The organism is Dyadobacter sp. NIV53 (assembly GCF_019711195.1).
GTDB lineage: Bacteria > Bacteroidota > Bacteroidia > Cytophagales > Spirosomataceae > Dyadobacter.
Genome location: NZ_CP081299.1, coordinates 4,149,452 through 4,171,632 on the forward strand (window position 1 = coordinate 4,149,452; position 22,181 = coordinate 4,171,632).

Below are 22,181 nucleotides of genomic sequence, written 5' to 3' on the forward strand. Positions count from 1 at the left end.
TATTTTAAAAGAGGATCCTTACCCCGGAAAAGAAACCTTTCCCATAGAAACGCCCGGTACACCTTCTCTTTCACCAAAGGCCGAGGACGTTCCGGCTACGGTTTCATTTGCCAGTACAGCAAAAAGAACAGCTTCCTTGGCGTCTCCCGGTACACCGAGTTCGTCAATCAATTTTACCGAAGATGCAGAAAGCTGCTGACGGATAAATTCCATCAGCACCGAATTATGTGCGCCACCGCCACTCGCATAAATTGTATAAGATTCGTTCTGATCAATTGCGCGGCGAATTGCATCACAAATAGAATCAGCACTTAAGCGTGTTAACGTTGCAATGATATCCTGTCTGGAAACAGAGGTCAGTCCGGATTTATGAATGGCGTCTTCCACATAGTCAAAATTGAAAACTTCCGGACCGGTAGTTTTGGGAAAGGAGGCTGCAAAAAATGGAAGAGATTTTAAAGCATCTAACAATTTTAGGTTCACAGCGCCTTTCGAAGCGATTTCTCCATTTTCATCATAAGGTTTTTTGAAAAAACGCCGTGTGTATGCGTCAATCAGCGTATTTCCAGGACCAGTGTCTGTTGTGAATATGGCGGATATATCTCCATTTCCAGGCAGAAATGTGAAATTTGCAATGCCACCCATGTTTAATAAAATCCTGTTTTCTCCAATTTTAGAAAACATAAAATGATCTCCGTATACAGCCAATGGTGCTCCCTCACCACCAGCGGCAATATGTTTTTGCCTGAAATCACTTATAGTAATAATGCCTGTTTTAACGGCAATATGGTCTCCGTCTCCTATCTGAAGCGTTGAATTTGAAAATTTGCTCAGTTTATGCTGTTTTTTAGGCGCATGAAATACGGTTTGCCCGTGACTCGCAATTAGATCGATATTTTCGGGAAGTATATTCCATTCTTCCAAACAATCAAGAATCATTCTGCCGTGCTCATTTCCAATATAAGGATTCAGTACACAGAGTTGCTGGAAGTCAATTTGCTGCTTTGCAAAGATTTTTCGGATTTCTTCACGAAAATCATCTTTGTAAGGAACTGTTACAAAATGTTCTAATTTTAAAACTGTTTTTACGCCGCTGCCTTCAATATTACAAAGTGCTATGTCAAGTCCGTCCAGTGATGTTCCTGACATCAGTCCAATAATTCGTCTTGTCCTTTGGTCAGAGATTTGACTTAGTCGTTCGATATACTTTTTCATGGGCTTTTAAATTCAGGTTTACTGCTGATATTAAAAAAGTAGCCTGGAATGAACACAGGCTACCATTTTAAAGATATCAGTTCTTATAATTTTTTTAATTATTGCGGAGAAGTAGAAGGTGCCTGCGGATTTGCTACGCGGTTTTTTCCTGACTTCTTCTTCTTTTTCTTCTTCTTTTGTTCGTCACTGTATTTACGGTCCAGGTTTTCAAGATCGCTGTTCAGTCGTTGCGGAACTTTGTCCAGGCTTCTGTCAACTTCGGGCGTAAGTATTTCAAGAGATTCCGGAATCACATTGTTTTTATTCAATTCAATGATCTCTAGTACTTTGGTAATCGCTACCGGATACCAGTTTGTATCTTTTTCAAAACCAAACCACATAATTTTTTTAAATATGTCGGTTTTCTGGAAGCGTAGCTGTTCCCTTCTTAGTTTTCAATGGTACGTCCACTGTTGGAATATCGCGCAAAGCATCGATATAAGTTTCCAATTCGTAGTTAAGGCAGCATTTCAGCCTTCCGCATTGTCCAGAAAGTTTCGCAGGATTTAAGGAAAGGTTCTGATACCTTGCAGCCGAAGTCGAAATGTTTTTGAAATCAGTCAGCCAGGTTGAACAACACAACTCCCTGCCACAAGAACCCAATCCGCCAAGACGGCTTGCTTCCTGCCGCAGGCTGATCTGCCGCATTTCAATACGGACCTTAAATTCCGAGGCAAGCTGTTTGATCAGCTCACGAAAATCGACACGTTCTTCAGAAGAATAGTAAAAAGTAGTTTTGGTATTATCCGACTGAAATTCAACATCCGACAATTTCATATTCAGTTTCATCTCCCGGATAATTTCACGGGTCCGATACAGCGTGGGCATTTCGCGAGCCATTGCCTGAGTATGCTTGTCGAGGTCCTTTTCGTTGGCAACACGGTAAATCACATGCACGTCATCGGTTACAGCAATATTTTTACGCTTCATCTGAAGACGTACCAGTTCACCCTGCAATGATACAGTGCCTATATGCTGCCCGGATGTCATTTCACATACAACGTAGTCGCCGGTGATAAATTCCAGTTGATTTATATTGCGGAAATATTCTTTTCTGCCTCCTTTAAACTTTACTTCAACAACATCAAAACGCTGACTGGTAGGCACATCCATATGGCTCAACCAATCGAAGACATTCATTTTATTACATCCACCTGTACCACAGGTTCCATTACTTCCACATCCGGAGACAGCTGATGATCCACCAGTACTGCACCCGCCGGATGAACATGATCCACATCCCATAGCTTATTCCTCCTCATCAATCGTTATAACGAATTAAATCCATACCGATATCGTGTCGAAAATATTTACCGTCGTATTGTATTACCTGCGCAGCACGCTGGGATTTACGAACAGCATTTTCGAGAGAATTGGCAACACCTGTTAAAGCCATTACCCTTCCTCCATTCGTCACAGTCTCAGCATTTCCATTAAAAGTAGTGCCTGCATGATATACATGCACGTCCTCAGTTTTATCACTTCCTGAAATTACTTTTCCTTTTTCATATTCTCCCGGGTAACCGCCTGCTACCAAAACAGTAGTTACAGCCACCTGCGGAGAAATTTTCAGGTCAAAATCATTCAGGTTTCCTTTTGCAGTTGCAGCCATAAGCATAGCAAAGTCCGACTGGATACGTGGCAAAACCACTTCTGTTTCCGGATCTCCCATGCGTACGTTATATTCAATTACAAATGGCTCACCTTTTATATTCATCAACCCGATAAATATAAATCCTACGTATTTAATTCCTTCGCTTTTCAGGCCGCGTAATGTAGGTTTTACAACCTTTTCCTCTACTTTTCGCAAGAAGTTTGCATCTGCAAAGATCACAGGCGACACAGCACCCATTCCACCTGTATTCAGGCCGGTATCATTTTCTCCGATCCGTTTGTAATCTTTGGCTTCCGGCAATATTTTGTAGTTTTCACCATCGCAAAGAACAAATACGGATAATTCAATTCCTTTCAAAAACTGCTCTACTACAACTTTGCTGCCAGCCGATCCAAATTTTCCATCAACAAGCATTTCTGTAAAAGCCTGTTCGGCATCTTTATGTTTTTCTGCAATAATTACTCCTTTACCAGCCGCAAGGCCATCAGCTTTCAATACAATCGGCAAAGGGAGTGTTTCAAGATATTCAAGTCCTATTGCCAGATCTTCAATTGTAAATGTTCTGGAAGATGCAGTTGGAATTCCATGTTTTTGCATGAAATTTTTAGAATAGTCTTTACTTCCTTCCAGTTGTGCGCCAGCTTTATTCGGGCCTATTATTTTAATTTTAGAAAGGTCTGAACGCGATTCAATATAATCTACAATTCCATTTACCAGGGGTTCTTCCGGCCCAACGATAACGAGTTCAATATCATTTTTAATAATTGTTTCGGCTACTGCCTCAAAATCGTTATACGAAATAGGGATATTAGTGCCAACAGAAGCTGTTCCTGCATTTCCCGGAGCTATATATAAACGATCACAAAGTTGGCTTTGGGCAAGTTTCCAGGCAAAAGCGTGCTCTCTACCTCCCGAACCTAAAATAAGTATATTCATAACTTGGTTAAATTTTGTCAAATAGTGGTGTCTATCAGGGTTTAGAATTAAGACACGATTAGTTTGCCAACTCCGATAAAAACTTGATCCGCACTAATCTCAACTCTTCTTCGCTTATTTCGTCACTGGAAAACTCGTCCAGTGCAGCTGCAATATTGTCATTTTCCGCAGTCATGAAATAATCATAGATATCTTGTTGCCTTTCACGGTCTATTACCTGATTGATATAATAATCAAGGTTAAGTTTTGTACCGGAGTAACAAATATGTTCTACTTCTTCAATAACATCGGCCAAAGCCAGGTTTTTAACTTCTGCAATTTCATCCAGGCTTACTTTCCGGTCGACCTGCTGGATGATGAAAATTTTAATCTTGGATTTATTAACAGTAGACTTTATGACTACATCCTTTGCCGTTTCAATATCGTTTTCTTCGACATAACGGGTGATTAGATCAATAAACTGTTTTCCAAATTTCTGAACTTTTCCCATCCCGACACCATTAATCTGTGCCATTTCCTGCTGGGTAGTAGGATAGGTTGTTGCCATTTCTTCCAGTGAAGGATCCTGGAAAATAACAAATGGCGGTAAATTCTTTTCTTTGGCTACTTTTTTCCGGAGTGCTTTAAGCATTCCAAGCAGTGCTTCATCATAAGCATGTGCGCTTCCTGTTCCGTTGGCACCATCCTTATCGTCTTCTTCTTTTACTTCCTCTTCTTCAAAATTATGATCTTTGTGAAGCGTAACCGGATACGGATCATTGATATAATTAAGCCCTTTTTCCCCGATTTTCAGGACTCCGTAATTCTCTATATCTTTTTCAAGATAATTGAAAATAACCAACTGGCGAATGGCGGAAATCCAATATTCACGGGATTCATTTAGTTCGAGGCCTTTTCCAAACACATCCAGTTTATCATGCTCATAGCTTCTAACATATTGGTTATCAGTAGCCATAATTAAATCGGCAATGTGCTCGCCATCGAAACGCTGCTCAGTAAGTAATACTGAACGCAGGATCAGAATAACTTCATCCTGTACTTTGGTTTTTTCAGTAGGTTTTAAACAATTGTCACAGAACCCGCAGTCTTTATCCAGATATTCACCAAAATAGCTCAGTAACTGACGGCGCCGGCAAACTCCAAGGGTAGAATAGGCAACCATTTCCATCAGAAGATGGCGGGCATTGTCGCGTTCAGTAACGGTTTTGTCCTTATTGAATTTTTCCAGTTTCTGAATGTCCTCATAACTGTAAAACATCAGACAGTTACCTTCCAGTCCGTCTCGCCCGGCCCGGCCTGTTTCCTGATAATATCCTTCCAAAGACTTAGGAACATCATAATGGATCACAAAACGAACATCGGGCTTGTCAATACCCATTCCAAAAGCAATGGTCGCAACGATCACATCACATTCCTCATTCAGAAAAGCATCCTGATTGGACATTCTTGTATGGCTGTCCAGCCCGGCGTGATAGGGTAGTGCTTTTACATCATTGACTTTCAGCAATTCAGCAACTTCTTCAACTGTTTTACGGCTCAGACAATAAACAATTCCCGACTTGCCCTTGTTGTTCCGAACGTATTTAATGAGCTGCTTTTTAGTATCCTTTTTAGGGCGTATTTCGTAGTAGAGATTTTTGCGGTTAAAAGAAGACTTGAAGGTCTCTGCTTCTTCCATCTGAAGATTTTTACGAATATCCTGCTGTACTTTCGGTGTAGCAGTAGCAGTAAGCGCAATGATCGGAAGATTCCCTATATTTTCTATAATACCATAAATCCGGCGATATTCAGGACGAAAATCATGGCCCCATTCAGAAATACAGTGTGCTTCATCAATGGCTACAAAGGCAATTTTAACTTTCTTTAAAAAATCAAGATTATCTTCTTTTGTTAACGACTCAGGAGCAATGTAAAGTAATTTCAGGCTGCCGTCCAGAGCATCACTTTTTACACGTGTTATCTCAGCTTTATTAAGAGTAGAGTTCAAAAATTGTGCATTAATACCAAAAGCAGTCATTTGGTCTACCTGATTTTTCATCAGGGCAATCAGCGGAGAAATTACGATTGTCAGTCCGTCGCTGACAAGAGCGGGCAACTGATAACAGAGCGATTTTCCTGCGCCTGTTGGCATGATCACAAAAGTATTTTTACCAAGCAGGATATTTTGAATAATAACCTCTTGCTCTCCCCGGAATTGACTATATCCAAATATCTCTTTCAGTCTTTCTTTTAACGTGTCTAATACGACAGTATCAACCTTCTTTACCATACTCTGTTAACAAAATGGTTATCCCAAACTTCTCTATCTTTGTTTGTGAAATTAATAATTGCAATTGGTTCTCAATAAAAAACTGTGATTCAGATTTGAAATTAATAAAAAATATTCAGTCCATAGCAAAAGAAGTAATACTGAAGCAGGCCTCAGCCATACAAAATCTTGTAGAAAGGATTGACGATGAATTTGAAAAGTGCGTACAAGTGATTCTAAATTCAGGGGCGCGTGTTGTTGTTTCAGGAATCGGAAAAAGTGCAATAGTCGGACAAAAAATTGTTGCAACCCTTAATTCCACAGGTACACCGGCATTGTTCATGCATGCTGGTGATGCTATACACGGTGATTTGGGAATGATACAGGATAATGATGTGGTGATGGTCATTTCCAAAAGCGGCGATACGCCAGAAATTAAAGTCCTGGTTCCGCTTTTGAAGCGAACAGGTGTGAAAATCATTGCTATGGTCAGTAATAAGGATTCATATCTGGGCCGGAATTCGCATTTTATTTTACATGCTTACGCACCCAATGAAGCAGATCCTTTAAACCTCGCCCCAACTACCAGCACTTCTGTTGCAATGGTGCTGGGCGACGCGCTTGCAATATGCCTGCTGGAAGCAAGAGGTTTTACACATCAGGATTTCGCCAAATACCACCCCGGCGGTTCATTAGGAAAACGGCTCTATTTGAAGGTGTGCGATATATACCCGAACAATGCATTACCTGCTGTTCCTGAAACGGCCACATTACAGGAAGTTATACTGGAAATTACTTCAAAAAGGCTGGGTGCTACATCGGTTGTAAAAGCTTCCGGAAAAATGGCTGGAATTATTACTGACGGAGATCTTCGTCGTATGCTGAACCAGCACGCCGGTGTCACGCTTCTGCACCTGAAAGCCAGTGATATCATGACTGTAAATCCTATCTCGGTCGGATCGGAGGAATATGCAGTTAAAGCACTGGAAATTATGCAGTCACGCAGTATTACGCAGGTTGTGGTTGTGGAAAATGATGAAATCGTAGGCTTCGTTCACCTGCACGATTTGCTCCGGGAAGGGTTGGTTTAAACTCTGTCCAAAAGGTTTCACGCAAAGACCGCAAAGAAAGGTTAAAAGGGGAGAACGCAATGAGCTATCGCATCAGGCGATTTTTTAATCTTGTTAATCCTTTAATCCTGCTCATTTTTTCACAGCAATTACAATTCCTGTCGCCCAAACCTGTTTAGTCAGTGTTAAATCTTCATGTGCTTCCAGGTCACTGATTAGTTTAATTGCTTTTTCCTGATGCCCGTCCGGCCAGTTGGGCTGAGGCAGCATATCGTCGATAATATATAATCCGCCCTTATTCAGCATAGCCAGTACTTCGTCTAAAAGAAGGTACTTCCCATGCCAGGTATCTGCAAAAATATAATCGAATTTTTCTTCTATATTATCTTCAACCCATTGAGCACCATCTGTTTCAATTAAAGTCAGCCGGTTGTCGTTTCCCAGGAATTTTTCAGCGATTTGCAGAAACTGTGCCTCATTGTCAATTGAAACCAATGACGAAGATTCATCCATTCCATCCAGTATCCACGAAGTAGATAATCCCGTCCCTGTTCCGAGTTCAAGAAATTTGCCTGATGGTTTTGAAGCCGCCAGTGTGCGGAGTAAAGAACAGGTCAGTGTATCTGACGCCATTGTAAAACCGGATGTTTTAGTCGCTTCATCAACCTCAGCGTGAGCTTTCGGGAAATACTGGTTTATTTCTTCAGTCATTGGAAATGATTGTATAAATGGAATTGCGAAGTAAAACAGAAAACTCCAAAACAGGTGATTAATTTTCATCTGTTTTGGAGCTTGTATCAAAATTGACCGTATTTCTGTACTATCGGAACCGGTTGGATTGCTGCACCTTTTTTTCGTCTTTTCGTATAAAACGGTTTGCAAATACATTTGCCAGCATAGATGCTACGAGGCCATAAAATCCAATTTCATAATCACCAGGTAGTTCGGGATCAAAAAGTTTGGCCGTTTTGTAAAACGTAAAATAAATAACCAATCCAATCATGACAGTCATCAAAATAGAATTTACTGCACACAAAGCAGATTGAAGTATACGGTTGCGGAAGCTGAATATAGCATAAGCAGATACCAGAGCGACCAATATAGCAAGAATGATCAGATAGTATACCGGCTGTACTTCGGACTGCACAGCGTTGATCTGATGTGTCAGTGAAATGGCTGTCAAATCAGCTTTTTCTACACCCGCAGCTGAAATTTTACTCCATATCGGAAAAGAAAGGAAAACGCCCATCCCGATGATTGTTATGGCTAAAAATATGGTTTGTACTCTTTGTAACATAGAAATGATATTTATACAAAAACAGTTTGCCGCAAAAATAGTAAAGAAGAAATATTGTTAATTATATCAGGTGAAATTAAATCACAACCTCTCCGTACAAATCGAATTCTTCAGCATTCGTAATCTTTATCTGCGCAAAATCCCCTAATCCTACATATTGCTGCACCGGCACCAGTACTTCGTTATCTACTTCCGGTGAATCACTTTGGGTACGTCCAATAAAATGTCCTCCTTCTTTACGATCGAAAAGAACTTTATACGTATTTCCAATTTTCTGTTGATTCAATTCATATGAAATTCCTTGCTGTAATTCCATGATTGCATCTGCACGTTCCTGTTTTATCTCAGCAGGAATATCATCCTCCATTGAATAGGAATGCGTGTTGTCTTCGTGTGAATATTGAAATGCTCCCAAACGGTCAAAACGCATTTTTTCTACAAATTCATAAGTTTCGTCAAAAAGTGCTTCAGTTTCTCCGGGATGGCCTACGATAAGGGTAGTACGCAAAGTAATTTCAGGAATTTTTTCGCGGATTGTTTCAATCAGTGCTTCTGTCTTTTCGCGTGTAATTCCCCTGCGCATAGATTTCAGGATTTCAGTTGATCCGGATTGCAGCGGCATATCCAGATATTTACAAATATTACTGCGCTCTTTCATAACATCCAACACATCCATTGGGAAGCCTGCCGGATAAGCATATTGCAGCCTGATCCATTCAATACCTTCTACATCAGAAAGTTGTGCAAGCAAATCTGATAAATTTCTCTTTTTATAAATATCAAGGCCGTAATAAGTAAGATCCTGTGCAATCAGTATAAGTTCCTTAGTGCCGCGTCTGGCCAGTGATTTTGCCTCTTTTACCAAGTCCTCGATAGAACGGGATACATGTCCGCCACGCATAATAGGTATAGCACAAAAGCTACAGGGACGGTCACAGCCCTCCGCAATTTTCATATAAGCATAATGCGTGGGAGTAGTGAGCAAACGCTCGCCAACCAGTTCATGTTTGTAATCTGCTTTGAGTGTTTTAAGCAGTCGTGGAAGTTCATTTGTTCCGAACCATGCATCAACGGAAGGAATTTCAACAGAAAGCTCATCTTTGTAACGATGAGATAAACAGCCTGTTACATATACTTTATCAACAATCCCCGCTGCTTTTGCGTCTGCGTAACGCAGAATTGTATTAATCGATTCTTCTTTAGCATTATCAATAAAACCGCAGGTATTGATCACAACAATCTGGGAATTATCTTTTTTGGATTCATGTGCTACATCAAATCCGTTTCCTTTCAATTGTGTATAAAGAACTTCCGAATCTACCAGGTTTTTGGAGCATCCCAGTGTAACAATATTTACTTTATTTTTAACTATGCCTTTGGTTTTCATTTTAGTGAGCTATTAGCCGCCCGGCGGACCGTACCTGGCCTGTTAGCTATTAGATAAGAAATTAATTCTGTATATATAAGATGCTGATATTGAGCAGCAAAACGGGCTGCAAAGATCGGAAAGTTTGGATAAGAACTTAACGCATGAAACACAATTAAGTTCGTCTTTTACCAAACAATTATTCTTTAATCTATTGGTTTGCTTTAATTTAGCTTCCTTTATCCGATTTTTTTGAACAATGAATCCACAAACTCCTCCCGGTCAAAAACCTGCAAATCATCCATTTTTTCTCCTACACCAATGTATTTTACAGGGATTTTAAATTCGTCAGAAATGCCGATCACAACTCCGCCCTTTGCAGTTCCATCCAGTTTGGTAATGGCAAGTGCAGTAATTTCGGTTACTTTCGTAAACTCACGAGCCTGAATCACAGCATTCTGGCCTGTACTTCCATCCAATACAAGCAGAACTTCGTGAGGGGAATCCGGAATAATTTTTTGCATTACCCGTTTGATTTTGGAAAGTTCGTTCATCAGGTTTACTTTCGTATGCAACCTTCCGGCAGTATCTATAATTATCACGTCAGCACCGGTTTCCATGCCTTTTTTCAAAGCATCATAAGCCACAGCAGAAGGGTCAGTATTCATGCCATGATCAATAACAGGCACATTTACTCTTTTTCCCCAAAGCTTTAATTGCTCAACAGCAGCAGCACGGAATGTATCGGCAGCACCTAATACAACTTTATGTCCGCGCTGATTGAACTGATGTGCCAGTTTTCCAATAGTTGTGGTTTTCCCGACTCCGTTCACGCCTACAACCATGATGACGTAAGGCTTCGGAAGATGTTCGGTTTCAAAGCTGTCAATTATGTCAACAGATTTATTTTCAGTTAGTAAAGCTGCAATTTCTTCACGAAGGATAATGTCCAGTTCGGCAGTGGTAGCATATTTATCACGCGCAACACGTTCCTCAATACGTTTGATAACTTTAACAGTTGTCTCTACACCAACATCCGAACTTACCAGTATATCTTCCAGTTCGTCCAGAACGTCTTCATCAATAGTAGTTTTCCCAACTACTGCACGAGCCAGTTTTCCAAAGAAATTATCCTTTGTTTTTTCCAGTCCTTTATCTAATGTTTCTTTTTTCTCTTTTGAAAAAAAACCAAATATGCTCATAACCAACAAGAGGTAAAGTCAATAAAACGAATATGCCTGAAATTCAGCATTTAAAGCTTTTTTATGCTTTTCAATTCAAAAATAAACAAAAAAAGTCCCGAAAGGGACTTACCCAATGGGACTTTTCAAAAACCTGCTATCAAAACCTGCAAAACTATTGCTTTTGGCATTAGTTTTTTAACGCAGCCTGAACGCCGTCAAGAGGTACGATTTCTTCTTTAAAGGTATAAGCTCCTGTTTTAGGAGATTTTACAGCTTTAATTACTTTAGCAAAAGCTTTACCGCCTTCTTTTTTCAGGGTAGCAACTACTTTCTTTGCCATATCTGTATATATTTAAAATGTTATCAGTTATCAATTATAGGTTACTATCATGTAAATCAACTAAAATCAATCAGCTGAAAACACCAGACAACAACTTAAAGGTAGACTATTTTATCTCTTTATGAAGAGTATAACGTCTTAAGAATGAATTGAATTTTTTCAATTCCATACGGCCAGGCGTATTCTTACGATTTTTTGTAGTCACATAACGTGACATACCCGGTACACCGCTGGTTTTTTGTTCAGTGCACTCTAATATAACCTGTACTCTATTACCTTTCTTAGCCATTACTTTACATCGTTTTACAAATAGGACTGCAAAAGTAATAATATTACCTATTAATCACAATAATTTATTTTAAATAAAAAATAAAATTAAACATTTTAAATTATACAACTTATGCGTAATTGGTTGATTATAAATTATTTATGTGATAAATAAAGCGGTTTATAATCAATGATTTATAATATATATGACGGAAATCTAGCACAAACTTGCTTTCTTCGTGTAGAGATTTATCAGTAGAAACGATAAAATGGCGGAAATTCTTAAAAAATTAAAAACAATGACACTTAAAAATAGTACTTCTTTGGCCCTGATTGCATTAGCGGCCACAGTATGGATTGGTTGTTCTTCACAAGAAGACAAGGATAAATATGACCATTATTATGGTTCCGGAAGCAAGGCCAGAGAAGAAACGGCTCTTGTAGAAATTCAAAATGAAAGAAAAGCACCTAAACCTGAAGAAGTTCCTGCGGCAGTATCTGCTGCTACAACAGGTGCACCAGCTACTGATGCAGCTAAAACAGCAGACACTACCGCCTCCGTTACTCCTGCTGCTGATGCAAAACCAAAGCGTAAACCAGTTCCTGCTGAAGTTTCGGCACTATTGAATAAACATGCATGTCTGGCTTGTCATCAACCATATGACAAAGTAATCGGGCCGGCTTATGCCGATGTTGCAAAAAAGAAATATACTGCTGATCAGATTGTGGAACTGGTACATAGTCCAAAACCTGAGCACTGGCCTGGTTTTCCTCCAATGGCGCCTATGGCTCACGTACCAAAGGCGGATATAGTAGTTATAGCTGGCTGGATTAACTCGTTGTAAATACAAATTACTTAGAAACGTTTTCCAAGGATTCCAGTTATATTCTAAAAATCTGGATATCGATATTTCTGTATAACAATATAAGGCTAAAACAGAAAATACGGGTCGTTCATAACTATGGACGACCCGTATTTGTATCTTTGCGAAAGCATTTGCAATAATAATATGACACAAACTGAAATTAACCCCTCTGATATAAGCGAAGAAATTTTGAATTCCTACGAGACCGTCATTGGCCTTGAAGTGCATTGTCAACTTTTAACTGAATCAAAATTATTTGCTTCGGATCGTAATCTTTTTGGTACAGAACCCAACACAAACATTGGCCCGCTAACACTGGCTTTGCCTGGAACGTTGCCAAAAGTTAATAAAAAAGCTGTTGAATATGCCGTTCGTATTGGCCTGGCCTGCGATTGTTCTATCAGCAGACGTACCATTTTTGACCGTAAAAATTATTTTTATCCTGATCTTCCAAAAGGTTATCAGATATCACAGGATAAAAAACCGATCTGTGAAAATGGCGGTGTTACCATTGCTACAAAAGGAACAGACGGGAAATTGGTCGAAAAACTAATCCGGTTTCATCATATTCACCTGGAAGAAGATGCAGGAAAATCGGTACACGATGGCAGCGAAACAGAAACGCTCCTGGACTACAACCGTGCGGGAACTCCGCTGGTAGAAATGGTATCTGAGCCGGATTTGCGATCTGCCGACGAAACAGGAGCATTTGTTACGGAAATCAGAAGATTAGTACGGTATCTGGGTATTAGTGACGGAAATATGGAGGAAGGTTCTTTGCGCTGTGATGTAAATGTATCCATCCGGAAAAAAGGTGATACCGAGCTGGGTGTGAAGGTTGAGGTTAAAAATATGAACTCGATCCGTAATATGATGCGGGCTATTACTTTCGAAACAAAAAGGCAAATTTCTTTACTTGAAAGTGGTGGAAGGATTCAGCAGCAAACGCGGATGTTTGACGTGGAAACCGGCAATACGTATGGAATGCGGATGAAGGAAACCATGAACGACTATCGTTATTTCCCTGATCCTGATTTGAGCCCGATCATCATTTCAGATGAATGGCTGGAAAGTATCAGGTCGGCTATGCCGGCATTGCCTAAGGAATTGCGTAAAAAATTTACTGATATATACGGAATTCCTGCTTACGATGCTCTCGTACTGACAGATACGAAAGAAATTGCAGATTATTTTGAAGAGGTTTGCGCTAAAACTACCCTATATAAATCGGCGTCAAACTGGCTGATGGGGCCGGTGAAATCTTATCTGAATGAACATGACGGTGATATATTGTTATTTCCGGTAAAACCTGCTGATCTGGCTGCCTTAATAGAATTGAGCGAATCAGGCTTGGTAAGTAATTCGGTTGCTACCCAAAAAATATTTCCTGTGATGCTGGCTGAACACGGCAAGTCACCAAAAGAAATTGCTGTTTCAAATAACTGGCTGCAAAACAGCAATACAAATGAGCTGGAAACGTTGGTAGATGAGGTAATTGCCTCTATGCCAGACAAGGTTGCCGCTTACCAAAAGGGTAAAAAGGGTTTACTTGGCTTATTTGTAGGTGAAATCATGAAAAAGTCAAATGGAACTGCTGATCCTAAACTGGTTAACCAACTTCTTGCTAAAAAGCTGTAAGTTATTGTCACACATTTTTAAATGAAATTGGAGAAAATATGAAGGGATTTAATAAAAACAGTCTGCTGGTTCTTATTTTGATGATGGGCTTTCTGACTTCAATGGCTCAGAATATTGCTCCAATGGAATTTACCGTGAATGGTAAAGTTAAAAACGGGGCAAAAGGGGAGAAGGTTATTCTGTTTAAATCTATGGCTAATGGAACTGCTATAAAACTGGATTCCGCACAGATTGCCGCAGATGGCACGTTTTCCATAAAAGGGACTGAAAATGACAGAGGTAGTTTTTTTACGCTGAATATTGCTGATCGCCAGAAAGTTGTTTTGCTCGTTGAAGGAGGTGAAACAATGGATCTAATTGCGGATGGATTTACAAAGGACAGCAAAGGAAATTCCGGAAAAGTAATGATATCAGGTTCAAAGAACATGGAATTCTATGCTAAGATTGATGAACTGATGTCAAATTTTGCTGGCAAGGTGACTGTCTGGAATGAAGAATACGCAAAAGCGGAGGAAAAAAAGGATAGCAAAAAAATACAGGAAATACAGCAGTCCTATGCCGCTGCGGATGCTGAACGTTTAAGTGTGATCAGAAAGCTTTTACCTGAAATGGGCACTTCGCTGGTGGCTGTATTTACTGCGAATAATTTTTTAACACCTGATACTGATCTTCCGGCATTGAAAAAACTGGCGGAAGAGTATGAAAAGGTAAAACCTACACCAACTTTGGCACAAGGTTTTATTGGCCAGATCAAACGTATCAAAGGATTGGCAGTAGGCGAGGAAGCACCGGATTTTACTTTAAATGATCCTGAGGGAAAACCTGTTACACTTTCTTCACTACGCGGTAAATTTGTATTGATTGACTTCTGGGCTTCCTGGTGTGGCCCTTGCCGTCAGGAAAATCCTAATGTAGTGCGCATGTACGATAAATTTAAAGACAAAGGGTTTTCCATTTATGGTGTTTCACTGGATAAAGAAGCAAATGCCTGGAAAGCAGCGATCAAGAAAGATAATCTCAGCTGGGTACATGGTTCAGATCTGAAATTCTGGAATTCCGTAGTTGCCCAGACTTACGGTGTAAGTGCTATTCCAGCAACTTATTTATTAGACAAAGAAGGAAAAATTATTGCCAAAAATTTACGTGGCCCGGCTTTGGAAACAAAATTGACCGAACTTTTGGGTGCTCAATAATTTTTTTGGATATATTTTTCAAAAAAATCCGCAGAAATTTTCTGCGGATTTTTAGTTTGCAATACTCTGTATTGACCCTAAAATTCAAAATGAGTTACGGTTGTTTCTCTTCCAATTCGTAATAAAACTGTAAAGGATCCGGGAATTTGAATTTGTAATTATATACAAACGCAAATTTATCAGCGGAAATAATTTTAAAATTAGGCCCGGTTTTTGGCTGCAGAAAAGTAGGGGCTTCCCACCCAAATTGTGAACAGGTACTTTCATAAATTTCGCGGCGGGTAGGGTGCAGCGGTGCGACGATATTGAATGTTTCGTTGAGCACGCCGTTTTCAAGCATTGTGATGATAATTTCAGATGCATCATCCGGATGAATATAGTTAACAGGCAATGAGCCGGTTGTCATATCTTTCTGGTTTTTTACATATTTTCCTGGGATTCTTTCATAACCTATCAAACCACCGAATCTTACAATAGAAACTGTTTTATCAGGACGTAATGCAGTCAATAAGTTTTCGCCTTTTACCATATCAGGTGCTGCCGATTGTTCCGGCAAAACGACGTCCTCTTCTATCACAATCCGGTTCAGATCAGGATATATCCCGGTTGAACTGATGTATATAATTTCTTTTACCGGAGAATTTTTAACTGCCTCTATAATCGCCCCAATTTGCTGAGGGTGGAAGCCGGGTTCATTTTTACCTAATCTTGGAGGAATCGATATAATTAAAGAATCGGTATCAAAAAAAGATTCAATAACTGCATTCTCTATGGAAAAATCAGGGTTCAGGTCAAATAAATAACCCGAAATTCCTGCGTTTTCGAATAGCTCCAATTTTTCCGGGGAAGTTGTACTACCCTTGATTTTATATGTACTATCAAGTTGCAGCAGTCGTTTAGCTAGTTGGAAACCAAGCCATCCGCAACCAAGGATGCTTATTCTTTTTTTATCTATTTTTGAGTCTTTATTGATCATCTTGTTTTATATTTTCCGAATGAGTTTTTCGCGATCGCTGCTACTTTTAAGTTGTTTGTCATTATTTATATTTTCCTGCAAAACGGACAACAGACAGGAAATTGATACTTCTTCTATTCAAATCGGCTTATCTGTTGAAAATTTAGATCAGGAGCTTTTTGCGTGCAAATCAGTTTCTGAGGTGCAAATTTTTTTAAATAAACATCCCTATTTACCTGCATTATACTTTGCAGATTCCCAAATAGATACAGCTCAACTGGCCGGGCATCTTTATCAAATTTTACAAAATCCTGGTTTACAAGATTTCCGGAATCAGGTCGACTCCATTATTGGAGACCGGAATGCAAGTATTATAAACCCTTTAAAGGACGCATTCAAGCAAATTAAGCACTATTACCCCGGCTTTAAGGCACCTGAAATTAAGTTTATCATTACCGGTTTTACCGGAAATGATTTATACATATCTGATTCGCTGATTATTATCGGGCTCGATTATTTTGCAGGGCCCACTGCACGTTTTCGCCCGGATGTATTTGATTATCAGTTACGCAGGTACCAAAAAGCGTACATCGTTCCCTCCATTATTTTTTTTATGTCTAACAAATATAACCATACAAATGCCAAGGACCCCACGCTTCTTACCGAAATTGTGGGTTATGGAAAAGCATATGAGTTTGTAAAACAAGTAATTCCGGATGCGCCTGATAGTTTAATTTTGGGTTACTCGGAAGAGAATCTGAGACGGACTTATAATAGCCAGCAGGATATATGGGCGTTTTTTATTACCAATAAACTACTCTACGAAAAGAACGAATTAAAGAAACAGAAATATATTGGAGAACGTCCTTTTACGACGGAAATAGGAAATCAGGTTCCGGGTGGAATAGGCCGGTGGATCGGCTGGCGGATCGTGAGCAGTTTTATGAAGGAAAATCCTGATGTAACACTTCCTCAACTGATGCAAAATGACAATGCAGCAGAAATATTACAGGCATCAGGATATAAAGGGCAAAAGGACGACGAGGAGTAAGTTTTTGATTACTTTTGTGCGGCTAAACGGTTTTATCAAATACTGTTTCCATCTGAATTCCTGACATCATTTTAAAAATGCCTTTAACTCTTATTATATTCCTTCTCGCTGTTCCCGGCTTTGTTGTAGTTGGTGTGTATCTTGAACGTAAAGTATCTGCTTTTATCCAGGATCGTATGGGACCGATGGAAGTGGGGAAATGGGGCTTATTGCAGCTTATTGCCGATCTTTTAAAATTACTTCAAAAGGAAGATATTGTTCCCAAAGCAGCTGACCGGCTTCTTTTTTTGGTTGCTCCGATTATAATTTTCGTTTCCGCTTTTGCTGGTTTTGCCGTAATTCCGCTGGCTCCCGGTTTGAGCGGTTCTGGCGCTATAGTTGGCGTTTTCTTTCTTTTAACAATTGTTTCTGTGGATGTGGTCGGGCTTTTAATGGCAGGCTGGGGTTCCAATAATAAATTTGCTTTATACGGAGCCATGCGCGCCGTTGCACAGATTATTTCTTACGAAGTCCCGCTTGGACTTTCCATATTATGTGTTGTGATGTTATCCCAATCACTGGATTTACAGGTAATCAGCTATCAGCAAGGCATTTATAGTACAGATACAGTTTACCTTTTTGGTATGAAAAAACTGGGTATTGATGTTACTGCTGTTGGTGGATTTCTCTCCTGGAATGTAGTTCGTAATCCGTTTCTGCTATTGGCTTATGTTATATTTTTTATTGCCTCCCTGGCCGAATGTAACCGTGCACCTTTTGACTTACCCGAAGGAGAATCGGAACTTGTAGCCGGTTTTCATACCGAATATTCGGGTATGCGCTGGGCATTATTTATGTTATCCGAATACGGGATGATGTTACTGGTTTCGCTTTTGGGCGCTATACTTTTCTTTGGCAGCTGGAACACGCCGTTTCCTAACATCGGCCCATTACGGCTTGCAGACTGGACAAGCGGAGAACCCGGAACCTGGTTCGGTTATATTTCAGGGGTGCTATGGTTGCTTATTAAAGCATTGATGGCAGTATTGGTACAAATGTGGGTGCGTTGGACACTTCCCCGTCTCCGGGTCGATCAGCTGATGTATCTGGGCTGGAAAGTTTTGACACCAGTTGGTTTGGTGTTGTTCTTTATTTCAGGAATCTGGCGGTTAGCTGGGATTATGTAGTTCAGGGCAAATCTGCAATTTCCGCTTTATCAAGAATGTAATTCATCTGATAAATATCATCAGCATTCAGTTTCAATGTGCCCGTTAATGTCAGACGTTCATCCGTTTTGAATTTGCGTGCATTTTTCTTGAAATTCAAAGTCATTACTGTTTCAGGCCCCGCGCCGCCGCAGAAAAAACAGGCGCTAAAAGGAAATGCAGACAAAACATACAAATTCGCATCCAGATCTACCGGAAGAATATAACCGGTGATAGTAACCTGCTGATCTTTCAATTTCTGCACACTTGCGCCAAATGTTGGGTGAAGCATATAAATAGATTCTTCCGCGTACCATTTCTTTTTGAAGGTAACATCCCGCAAAATCTCCCAGGTAAGTTTAACAGGAGCTTTTCCTAAATGATTATTGGCAGGAACAAATGCAAAGAGCGATGTAACAAGAGTGACTAGCAGTATGGCCCGGAAATATTTCATTGACATTATATGATTATAGTAGGAATGGAGTCAATTGGTCTAACAAATTTACAAAGAATATCATTCCTCAGCCAGTGTCCGTGATATATTCAGGTTGTAAATACCCAACGAAGGCAAAGCAGCAGCAAATAAACCGATTGCTATCGCTGCAATAAATAGATAAATCTCTTCGGGTAATAAACTGAATTGCCTGAGTGAATAATGGAAATCCTGTTCGGCGGCTTTGCTAAAAATATACAAGCCAATGCGACTGAATATTATACCTGCCAGATAGCCAATGATCGCCAGCATTAAACCTTCCATTAAAAGCATCAGGAAAAGTGTTGTCCGGGTAGCTCCCATAGATAGCATCAGTGCCATTTCATATTTTCGCTCTTTTAAGGAGTTGTAAAGAGAAATAAATACGCTTGCACCGGCAATGGCAATAATAATGATCGCCAATCCCTGCAAAGTTTCAATGCCAATCCCCAGAAGCGAAAACAGGCGATTGATCTCAATACTTGGCAAGGCTGCCTGCATGGAAGTATTTTCATTAATCTGGCGCGGAATCATGATCAAACCCATTGGATTTCGAAATTGTATTAACGCGCTGGTAACCTGCTTTTCATCCTCATGTGGTTCTGTTTCAGATTCTTGATGATCGGCATCTTTTTCTGTTGGGCTGCGTTCACCGGTATGCTCATGAATGTCCCAAACACTTGATAAACTTGTAAGAATCAATTGATCTACAACTGAGCCTGTTGCATCGAAAATCCCTACTACTTTATATTTTTTATTTCCATGAATATCACCGGCCGCATCCAATCCATGTGAACTGGCAAATGTGTCTCCCAACTTAATACCCAGTGCTGCGGCTGCTTTACTTCCCAGCGTAACTTCCATAGACTGCGCAAACAGTTTGCCGGAAATTACTTTGGCGTGAAAATGATCTGCATATTTTGGTGTAGTGCCCACAATCCTGAAACCATGATAATTATCTCCCATTGAAAGCGGGATTACGGTTTTAACAAAAGGATTTTTTTAAGATTATTCACTTCTGAAAGTGGTACATTTCCGGTGGGTGCATCTATCTGATATATGCTTGAAAGAATAAGTTGCAACGGGCTTCCTTTGGCGCCTACCACCATATCTATTCCCCTGATATTTCTGCGGAATTGTTCATCCAGTTGTTTATTAAGGAGCAAGAGCAATGAAATCATGCCAATTCCCAGCGTTAGCAGAAGAGCACTCAAAAAACTATTCAGTTTTTTCTCTTTAAGGTTTGCTATACTTATTGTAAGAAGATTCATTTTTGAAATTCAGAGATTTACATGAACAAGAGGATTCTATTTGGGATCAAAGTTGAAGCTTCTTACAAAAATACCTGATTAGCAAATTCGTCTTTCAGGCGTTGATCATGCGTTACAACAACCAGGCTTGCACCGATTAGCGCAGATTGTTTTTTTAATAATTCAATTACTTTCCGGCAATTATTATCATCCAGGCTGGAAGTGGGCTCATCGGCCAGTATTACATTGGGATTGTTCATCAAAGCCCGTGCAATGCTAACTCTCTGCTGTTCTCCCTGACTAAGCTGATTTGTGTTTTTGGCAAGATGATCTGCGAAACCTAACTCTTCCGCCAGATATTGTGCTTTTTCTTTGTCCTGTTTTTGTCCGGAAAAATAGTTGGGCAGTAATATATTATCTATTACTGAAAGCGAACCCGTAAAGTGGGGGCGCTGAAAAATAATACCTATATTTTTAGCTCGGATTTGTGTAATCGCCGAAGAGGAAAGCGTAGTAATTTCATTTCCTGCTATATGGATTTCTCCTGATTCGGGCCGAAGTAGAAGTGCTAATAAGTGAAGCAGTGTGGTTTTCCCTTTTCCGGATTGCCCCAATATCAATAATGTTTCTTTATCACCACAATGAATATCAGGAAAATTAAAGTGCTTTTGGCTGGAATATGAAAATTTGAGATTTTTACTGATAATCATCTTTTGAAGCTTTTTCGACTATACAATAATAGTGAAGTTTTACTTTCTTACAGATCCGATCGTCATTTTATTGATAAAATCATTGCGTATTGATATTAAAAATACCAGAAATCTAACTACTGGTTACAAGTCAGAATTTTTATAATTTATAAAGGTGATACAAATAAAATATTGAGAAATACGTTGAAAAGGAGATATTATCTGTGGAAAACCGACAACTGTTCTAATTTTGCAAAAACAATAATTTAAAAATGCTTAAATATTTCGGGTTAAGAAGAGTTTCCGGAGCATTTGCTCTCGTACTTACTTTTGGACTTTTAGGACTTCATGAACAGGCTGACGCGCAAAGCCGGGGAATTTTTGTTCCTTACTCTACCGTTGGCTTTGGATTGGGTACTGCCAATTATTATGGTGATCTGGCGCCTTACAGAACACCACTGGCTTCAACTTTTAAAATGATGAGATGGAGTATCGGAGGAAATTATACACGCCATTTTACACCTCGTTTAGCAGCCAGAGCAAGCTTTACATATGCCAGAATTGCAGGAGACGATTATATAATGAATAAGAGCTCCAAACGTGAAACAAATATTTTTTATGCCCGTAATTTAAGTTTCCGGAATGATCTGAAAGAGTTTTCTATTCAGGGGATTTACAAACTGACTCCTGATAACAGGAGTTACGACAGGCGTCCTCAGGTTGGGGTATATCTGTTTGCAGGTTTGGCATTAACGGCTCATAATCCTAAGGCGCTGGATTCTTTAAAAGGTGATTGGGTTAAATTACAAGCTCTTGGTACAGAAGGACAAGGTAACGCCGGTTATGAAAAACCATATTCACTGGTTCAGTTTGCAATACCTTTTGGAATCGGAGCACGTTACAAGATCAATTCACGCTTTGACATTTCCGCAGAATTGGGTTTCAGAAAAACTTTTACGGATTATCTGGATGATGTACATGGAAATTATGCTGATCCGGCTTTATTTACTGATAGTCCTGCGGCAAACAAATTATCCAACAGATCTGGGGAGCAATTTGCAGTCAGAAAGGGCGCTGACCGTACCGAAGCGCTGAAAAAATTCGTACAGGTCAATTATAATATTGATAGCAGTGATCCGATAACTACAATGAAAGAACAAGGTTTTGCCGCTCCCGGAACTGCACGCGGTAATAGCCCAACACAGAAAGATGCCTATCTGATCGGGATGATCCATATCAACTATATCATACCGTCACAGATAAAATGTCCTCCATTGAGATAAATTAATATCCAGTTGAACTACCT

At 39.8% G+C, this 22,181-nt stretch carries 20 protein-coding genes and 2 pseudogenes; 7 read left to right on the forward strand and 15 right to left on the reverse strand.

The window, feature by feature from the left end:
* Positions 1 to 18: 18 nt before the first annotated feature.
* From KZC02_RS16955 to recQ, 5 genes and pseudogenes are all read right to left on the reverse strand, one after another.
* Positions 19 to 1,215 (reverse strand): anhydro-N-acetylmuramic acid kinase, encoded by a 1,197-nt coding sequence (locus KZC02_RS16955; protein WP_221389798.1) that lies wholly within the window; start codon positions 1,213 to 1,215, stop codon positions 19 to 21.
* Positions 1,216 to 1,313: 98 nt separating this feature from the next.
* A pseudogene (locus tag KZC02_RS16960) lies at positions 1,314 to 2,394 on the reverse strand (stage 0 sporulation family protein).
* Positions 2,391 to 2,516 carry a hypothetical protein gene (locus KZC02_RS32510; protein ID WP_255636862.1) on the reverse strand — a complete coding sequence of 42 codons (126 nt, stop codon included), beginning with the start codon at positions 2,514 to 2,516 and terminating at the stop codon, positions 2,391 to 2,393. Before KZC02_RS32510 ends, KZC02_RS16960 begins: the two are co-directional and overlap by 4 nt.
* Entirely contained in the window at positions 2,516 to 3,805 is a 1,290-nt protein-coding gene (purD, locus tag KZC02_RS16965) for a phosphoribosylamine--glycine ligase (RefSeq protein ID WP_221389799.1), read from the reverse strand. Before purD ends, KZC02_RS32510 begins: the two co-directional genes overlap by 1 nt.
* A gap of 58 nt (positions 3,806 to 3,863) precedes the next feature.
* On the reverse strand, positions 3,864 to 6,074 hold the full coding sequence (recQ, locus tag KZC02_RS16970) for a DNA helicase RecQ (protein WP_221389800.1): 2,211 nt from the start codon (positions 6,072 to 6,074) through the stop codon (positions 3,864 to 3,866).
* Positions 6,075 to 6,169: 95 nt separating this feature from the next.
* Here recQ and KZC02_RS16975 point away from each other — a divergent pair, with 95 nt between their 5' ends.
* Positions 6,170 to 7,144: an SIS domain-containing protein gene (locus KZC02_RS16975; protein ID WP_221389801.1), complete on the forward strand. Its 975-nt coding sequence runs from the start codon at positions 6,170 to 6,172 to the stop codon at positions 7,142 to 7,144.
* Between the two features lie 111 nt (positions 7,145 to 7,255).
* On the opposite strand, the gene KZC02_RS16980 is transcribed toward KZC02_RS16975, so the two are convergent.
* The 6 genes from KZC02_RS16980 to rpmG all read right to left on the reverse strand — a co-directional run bounded on the left by KZC02_RS16980 (position 7,256) and on the right by rpmG (position 11,599).
* Positions 7,256 to 7,834, reverse strand: coding sequence for an O-methyltransferase (locus KZC02_RS16980; RefSeq protein WP_221389802.1), 579 nt, complete (start codon positions 7,832 to 7,834; stop codon positions 7,256 to 7,258).
* Between the two features lie 109 nt (positions 7,835 to 7,943).
* On the reverse strand, positions 7,944 to 8,420 hold the full coding sequence (locus tag KZC02_RS16985; RefSeq protein WP_221389803.1) for a DUF4293 domain-containing protein: 477 nt from the start codon (positions 8,418 to 8,420) through the stop codon (positions 7,944 to 7,946).
* A 76-nt stretch (positions 8,421 to 8,496) separates the two neighbouring features.
* Positions 8,497 to 9,807, reverse strand: coding sequence for a 30S ribosomal protein S12 methylthiotransferase RimO (gene rimO, locus KZC02_RS16990; RefSeq protein WP_221389804.1), 1,311 nt, complete (start codon positions 9,805 to 9,807; stop codon positions 8,497 to 8,499).
* A 218-nt stretch (positions 9,808 to 10,025) separates the two neighbouring features.
* On the reverse strand, positions 10,026 to 10,988 hold the full coding sequence (gene ftsY / locus KZC02_RS16995) for a signal recognition particle-docking protein FtsY (RefSeq protein WP_221389805.1): 963 nt from the start codon (positions 10,986 to 10,988) through the stop codon (positions 10,026 to 10,028).
* A 169-nt stretch (positions 10,989 to 11,157) separates the two neighbouring features.
* Positions 11,158 to 11,310, reverse strand: coding sequence for a DUF4295 domain-containing protein (locus tag KZC02_RS17000; RefSeq protein ID WP_221389806.1), 153 nt, complete (start codon positions 11,308 to 11,310; stop codon positions 11,158 to 11,160).
* 106 nt (positions 11,311 to 11,416) lie between these two features.
* The gene (gene rpmG, locus KZC02_RS17005) at positions 11,417 to 11,599 is read right to left on the reverse strand and encodes a 50S ribosomal protein L33 (protein WP_221389807.1); all 183 of its coding nucleotides are present in this window, start codon (positions 11,597 to 11,599) and stop codon (positions 11,417 to 11,419) included.
* A 277-nt stretch (positions 11,600 to 11,876) separates the two neighbouring features.
* Between rpmG and KZC02_RS17010 the strand changes: the two genes are divergently transcribed.
* The 3 genes from KZC02_RS17010 to KZC02_RS17020 all read left to right on the forward strand — a co-directional run bounded on the left by KZC02_RS17010 (position 11,877) and on the right by KZC02_RS17020 (position 15,274).
* Positions 11,877 to 12,422, forward strand: coding sequence for a hypothetical protein (locus KZC02_RS17010; RefSeq protein WP_221389808.1), 546 nt, complete (start codon positions 11,877 to 11,879; stop codon positions 12,420 to 12,422).
* A gap of 165 nt (positions 12,423 to 12,587) precedes the next feature.
* A complete protein-coding gene (gene gatB / locus KZC02_RS17015) occupies positions 12,588 to 14,081 on the forward strand; it encodes an Asp-tRNA(Asn)/Glu-tRNA(Gln) amidotransferase subunit GatB (protein ID WP_221389809.1) in 1,494 nt (497 codons plus the stop codon).
* A 38-nt stretch (positions 14,082 to 14,119) separates the two neighbouring features.
* On the forward strand, positions 14,120 to 15,274 hold the full coding sequence (locus tag KZC02_RS17020) for a TlpA disulfide reductase family protein (RefSeq protein WP_221389810.1): 1,155 nt from the start codon (positions 14,120 to 14,122) through the stop codon (positions 15,272 to 15,274).
* Between the two features lie 94 nt (positions 15,275 to 15,368).
* On the opposite strand, the gene KZC02_RS17025 is transcribed toward KZC02_RS17020, so the two are convergent.
* Entirely contained in the window at positions 15,369 to 16,250 is an 882-nt protein-coding gene (locus KZC02_RS17025; RefSeq protein WP_221389811.1) for an NAD-dependent dehydratase, read from the reverse strand.
* Between the two features lie 55 nt (positions 16,251 to 16,305).
* Between KZC02_RS17025 and KZC02_RS17030 the strand changes: the two genes are divergently transcribed.
* Both KZC02_RS17030 and KZC02_RS17035 read left to right on the forward strand, forming a co-directional pair.
* A complete protein-coding gene (locus KZC02_RS17030; RefSeq protein WP_229253643.1) occupies positions 16,306 to 17,280 on the forward strand; it encodes a gliding motility protein in 975 nt (324 codons plus the stop codon).
* Positions 17,281 to 17,357: 77 nt separating this feature from the next.
* Complete coding sequence (locus tag KZC02_RS17035) at positions 17,358 to 18,446, forward strand: complex I subunit 1 family protein (RefSeq protein WP_221389813.1); 1,089 nt, start codon at positions 17,358 to 17,360, stop codon at positions 18,444 to 18,446.
* A gap of 1 nt (position 18,447) precedes the next feature.
* On the opposite strand, the gene KZC02_RS17040 is transcribed toward KZC02_RS17035, so the two are convergent.
* From KZC02_RS17040 to KZC02_RS17050, 3 genes and pseudogenes are all read right to left on the reverse strand, one after another.
* Complete coding sequence (locus tag KZC02_RS17040; protein WP_221389814.1) at positions 18,448 to 18,918, reverse strand: DUF3299 domain-containing protein; 471 nt, start codon at positions 18,916 to 18,918, stop codon at positions 18,448 to 18,450.
* 60 nt (positions 18,919 to 18,978) lie between these two features.
* Positions 18,979 to 20,207 (reverse strand): annotated as a pseudogene (locus KZC02_RS17045) (ABC transporter permease).
* Between the two features lie 62 nt (positions 20,208 to 20,269).
* On the reverse strand, positions 20,270 to 20,896 hold the full coding sequence (locus KZC02_RS17050) for an ABC transporter ATP-binding protein (RefSeq protein ID WP_221389815.1): 627 nt from the start codon (positions 20,894 to 20,896) through the stop codon (positions 20,270 to 20,272).
* A 251-nt stretch (positions 20,897 to 21,147) separates the two neighbouring features.
* Here KZC02_RS17050 and KZC02_RS17055 point away from each other — a divergent pair, with 251 nt between their 5' ends.
* Positions 21,148 to 22,158 carry a DUF6089 family protein gene (locus KZC02_RS17055; protein WP_221389816.1) on the forward strand — a complete coding sequence of 337 codons (1,011 nt, stop codon included), beginning with the start codon at positions 21,148 to 21,150 and terminating at the stop codon, positions 22,156 to 22,158.
* The last annotated feature ends 23 nt before the right edge of the window (positions 22,159 to 22,181 follow it).